The organism is Microbacterium sp. CPCC 204701, from assembly GCF_004010105.1.
Classification (GTDB): Bacteria; Actinomycetota; Actinomycetes; order Actinomycetales; family Microbacteriaceae; genus Microbacterium.
Genome location: NZ_RRYE01000276.1, coordinates 1 through 4065 on the forward strand (window position 1 = coordinate 1; position 4065 = coordinate 4065).

The 4065-nt window shown below is 67.4% G+C and carries 4 protein-coding genes; all 4 read right to left on the minus strand.

Features of this window, described 5'->3' with window-relative positions; all coding sequences use genetic code 11:
* A partial coding sequence (locus EIO58_RS13785; protein WP_205789284.1) for a cbb3-type cytochrome c oxidase subunit I occupies nucleotides 1–923 on the minus strand: 923 nt, incomplete at its 3' end.
* 2 nt (nucleotides 924–925) lie between these two features.
* A complete protein-coding gene (gene ctaC / locus EIO58_RS13790) occupies nucleotides 926–1825 on the minus strand; it encodes an aa3-type cytochrome oxidase subunit II (protein WP_127820018.1) in 900 nt (299 codons plus the stop codon).
* A gap of 180 nt (nucleotides 1826–2005) precedes the next feature.
* Nucleotides 2006–2371, minus strand: coding sequence for an iron-sulfur cluster insertion protein ErpA (gene erpA / locus EIO58_RS13795; protein WP_127820019.1), 366 nt, complete (start codon nucleotides 2369–2371; stop codon nucleotides 2006–2008).
* Between the two features lie 106 nt (nucleotides 2372–2477).
* Nucleotides 2478–3878, minus strand: a complete 1401-nt coding sequence (locus EIO58_RS13800) for a dipeptidase (protein WP_127820020.1) — start codon at nucleotides 3876–3878, stop codon at nucleotides 2478–2480.
* Nucleotides 3879–4065 lie beyond the last annotated feature (187 nt).

Consider the following 4065-nt stretch of genomic DNA (forward strand, 5'->3'; position numbering starts at 1 on the left):
ATCAGCGTCTTGTAGCCGAAGATCGGCTTGCGGCTGAACACCGGGAAGATCTCCGACACGATGCCGAAGAACGGCAGCGCGATGATGTACACCTCCGGGTGGCCGAAGAACCAGAACAGGTGCTGCCACAGCAGCACCCCGCCGTTCTGCGGGTCGTAGATGTGGGCGCCCAGCACACGGTCCGCGGCGGCTGCGAGGATCGCCGCCGCCAGCACCGGGAACGCCAGCAGCACCAGGATGCTGGTGACCAGCGTGTTCCACGAGAAGATCGGCATCCGCCACATCGTCATCCCGGGCGCACGCATCGTGATGATCGTCGTGATGAAGTTCACCGCACCGAGGATCGTGCCGAAACCGCTCATCCCCAGGCCCAGCATCCACAGATTGCCGCCCACACCCGGTGAGAAGGTCGCACTGGCCAGAGGCTGATATGCGAACCACCCGAACGACGCGGCGCCCTGCGGCGTGAGGAACCCGGCGACGGCGATCGTCGAGCCGAAGAGGAACAGCCAGAAGGCGAAGGCGTTCAACCGCGGGAACGCGACGTCGGGAGCGCCGATCTGCAGCGGGAGGATCGCGTTGGCGAACCCGGCGAACAGCGGCGTCGCGAACATCAGCAGCATGATCGTGCCGTGCATCGTGAACAGCTGGTTGTACTGCTCCTTGGTCGGCACGATCTGCATGCCCGGCTCGAACAGCTCCGCACGGATGATCAGCGCCATCACTCCCCCGAGAAGGAAGAAGAGGACGGAGGCGATGAGGTACAGGTAGCCGATCGTCTTGTGGTCGGTGGAGGTGATCCACTTGACGATGATGTTGCCCTTCTGCTCGACGCGCGAGGCGCTGAGCAGCGCCGCCTGACGCGGCGGCAGGGTGGTCGGGCGACCCGGTGTCGTCTCCTGGAGCGGAAGCGTCGTCGCCATGATCAGTGGTCTCCCTCTTCCTCGGACGCCTCGGTGCCCGCGCCCGTGCCGGGCAGGTTCTGGAGGCGGTCGTACGCGTCGTCGATGTCACCGGTCTGACCGGCATCGCGGAGCGAGTCGAGATAGTCCTCGTACTCCGCTTCGCTCACGACGTCCACGTTGAACAGCATCATCGAGTGGTATTCGCCGCACAGCTCGGCGCACTTGCCGGCGTACGTGCCCTCGCGCGTCGGGGTGAACGACCAGTAGTTGTCCTTCCCGATGTACATGTCCTTCTTGTAAAGGAAGTCGATGATCCAGAACGAGTGGATGACGTCACGGGACTGAAGCTTGATCTTCACCGACTGGTCGACCGGCAGCACGAGCGTCGGAAGCTCGCTGATGACGTCGCCGCGCTCGTCGGTCTGCGCCTGGACGCCCATCGACCACACGGTGTCGTCGTCGCTCTCGCCGTTGTACTGGAAGTCCCAGGACCACTGCTTTCCGATGGCCGTGATCTCGACATCCGGGTCTTCGTACTGGGTCTCGAGGATCGCCTGGTCACGGGCGGTGAACGCGAAGAACCCGATCACGAGGATCAGCGGCACGATCGTGTAGAAGATCTCGATCGGCATGTTGTACCGCAGCTGCACCGGCAGGCCCATCTGGCCCTTGCGCCGCCGGTATGCGATCGCCGCCCAGCCCATGAGGCCCCACGTGATGACGCCGACGGCGAGCAGCACGATCCACGAGTTCACCCAGAGCCCCGAGACCATCTCGGTCTTGTCGGTGGCCGCGGGACCGTCTTCGACGAAGCCTGGGAGGTACCCGTTGAGCTCGGTCGGGGTGCATCCGGCAAGGACTGCTGCCGTTGCGATCCCGACGGGAAGAACGGCCCAGCGGATACGGCGTTTCGAAGGCACGGTGCACCTTTCCGGATCGCGAACAGGACTCCAGTCAGTCTAGGGCAAGCGCCCAGGCGATTCAGGCCAAGCGCCCAGCTTGGATCGTGTCGCGGAAACGGAAAACGGCGGGTCCGGGCACTGTTCGCAGCGCCCGGACCCGCCGGAAAGTGCTCGGATCGTTAGCGATCCGATGGCGGCTCAGTGGAAGCTGTCGCCGCAGGCGCAGCTGCCGGCCGCGTTCGGGTTGTCGATGGTGAAGCCCTGCTCCGAGATGGTGTCCTTGAAGTCGATCGTCGCACCGTCGAGGTACGCGACGCTCATGTCGTCGACGATGACCTCGACTCCGTCGAAGTCGACGGCCTTGTCGCCGTCGAGGTACCGCTCGTCGAAGTAGAGCTGATAGATCAGGCCGCTGCATCCGCCCGGCTGCACGGCGACGCGCAGGCGCAGATCGTCGCGGCCCTCCTGCTCCAGCAGGTTCTTGACCTTGAGCGCGGCCGCATCGGTCAGCAGCACGCCGTGCTCGCGCACGGTCTGGTCACTCGTCAGTGCGGTGTCGGTCATGGCACTCCTCCGGACGGGCCGCCCGACTCGATCGAACCCACTTCGGGCGGCGGGATGCCTCGATTCTACGCGCGCCCGCCGGGAGCAGGCTCCGAGACGGGCGTGTCTACGCGTCCGCCGTGCGTCCGTCGAGCTTCGCCAGCAGCAGCGCCTCCGAGACGACGGCGTTGCGGAAGGTCTCCAGGTGCAGGGATTCGTTCGGGCTGTGCGCCTTGGCATGCGGGTCCTCGACCCCCGTGACGAGGATCTGCGCGCCCGGGAACTCGCGCACGAGGTCCGCGATGAACGGGATCGAGCCGCCGACGCCGATGTCGACGGATTCCACGCCGTACCCCTCGTGAAGCGCTTCGCGGGCGGCCGCGATCGCCCACCCGGACGTGTCGACGAGGAACGCGTCTCCGAAGTCGTGATCGCTGAACTCGAGCTGCGCGCCGAACGGCGCGTGCGCGTGGAGGTGCGCCTCGATCGCCGCGCAGGCATCGCGGGCCGTCTGCCCGGGCGCGATGCGGGCCGAGATGACGACGGAGACTTCGGGGCTGAGCGTGTTGGAGGCGTTGACGACGCTCGGTGCGTCGATGCCCGTGACCGTGATCGACGGCTTGTTCCAGATGCGGCCGAGGATCGAGCCGCGCCCGATCGGCGAGACGCCCTCCGGCAGTCCGGCCTCGTCGCGCAGCGTCTCTTCGCTGTAGGGAGGGGTGTCGGCATCCCGCTCGGTCAGTCCTTCGACCGCCACGGCGCCCTCGTCGTCCCACAGCGTCGACAGCAGCTTGACCGTCGCCATCATCGCGTCGGGCACCGCTCCCCCGAACATGCCGGAGTGCGACGCGTGCTCGAGCGTCTTCACGCGCATCGTGAAGCGCGTGTTGCCACGCAGCGACACGGTGAGCGCGGGGGTCTTCTCGTCCCAGTTGCCTGAGTCGGCGACGACGATGACATCGGCGCGCAGGGCATCGGCGTTGTCCGAGAGGAATCGTGCGAACGACCTCGAGCCCGCCTCCTCCTCGCCTTCGAAGAAGAGCGCCACTCCGAGGTCGAAGTCCTCGCCGACCGCATCCTTCAGCGCCCGCAGCGCTGCGATGTGCGCCATGATGCCGGCCTTGTCGTCCGCTGCGCCGCGGCCGTACAGCCGCCCGCCGCGCACGGTGGGCTCGAACGGCGCCGATTCCCACAGCGCCTCGTCGCCGGCGGGCTGGACGTCGTGGTGCGCGTAGAGCAGGATCGTGGGCCGGCCGTTGCGTGCGGCGCGCGTGGCGAGCACGGCCGGATTGCCCTGCTCCGTCGTGCCGGGGACCGCCGCAGTGCGGACCTCGACGGTCTCGAACAGCCCGATCCCCCGCACGAGCTCCGCGACGGCCTCCGCGCAGCGCCACACCTGTGAGGAGTCGAAGCCGGGGAACGCGATCGACGGGATCCGCACGAGGGCGCCCAGATCGGCGAGGGCTGAGGGGATGCCGGAGGCCGCGGCTTCGCGCACGGCGTCCTGTCGGGAGAGCTCGGAGGTCATGCGGGTAATCTTAAGTGACACCCCATCTCCCGTCCCGAGGATCACCGTGGCCAAGACACCTGCAGCTCCTTCGTCCAACGACGTACCGTCCGAGGGCACCGTGCTGAACGGCGTCCCCAGCGGCAAGGGGCGCGCGACCCCGACGCGCGCCGAGCGCGAGGCCGCGCGCAAGCGTCCGCTCGTGCCC

What these genes read in the sequence shown, in the direction of transcription:
- erpA (WP_127820019.1), bottom strand. Translation starts at nt 2,371, where the DNA reads ATGACCGACACCGCACTGACGAGTGACCAGACCGTGCGCGAGCACGGC.
- EIO58_RS13800 (WP_127820020.1), bottom strand. Translation starts at nt 3,878, where the DNA reads ATGACCTCCGAGCTCTCCCGACAGGACGCCGTGCGCGAAGCCGCGGCC.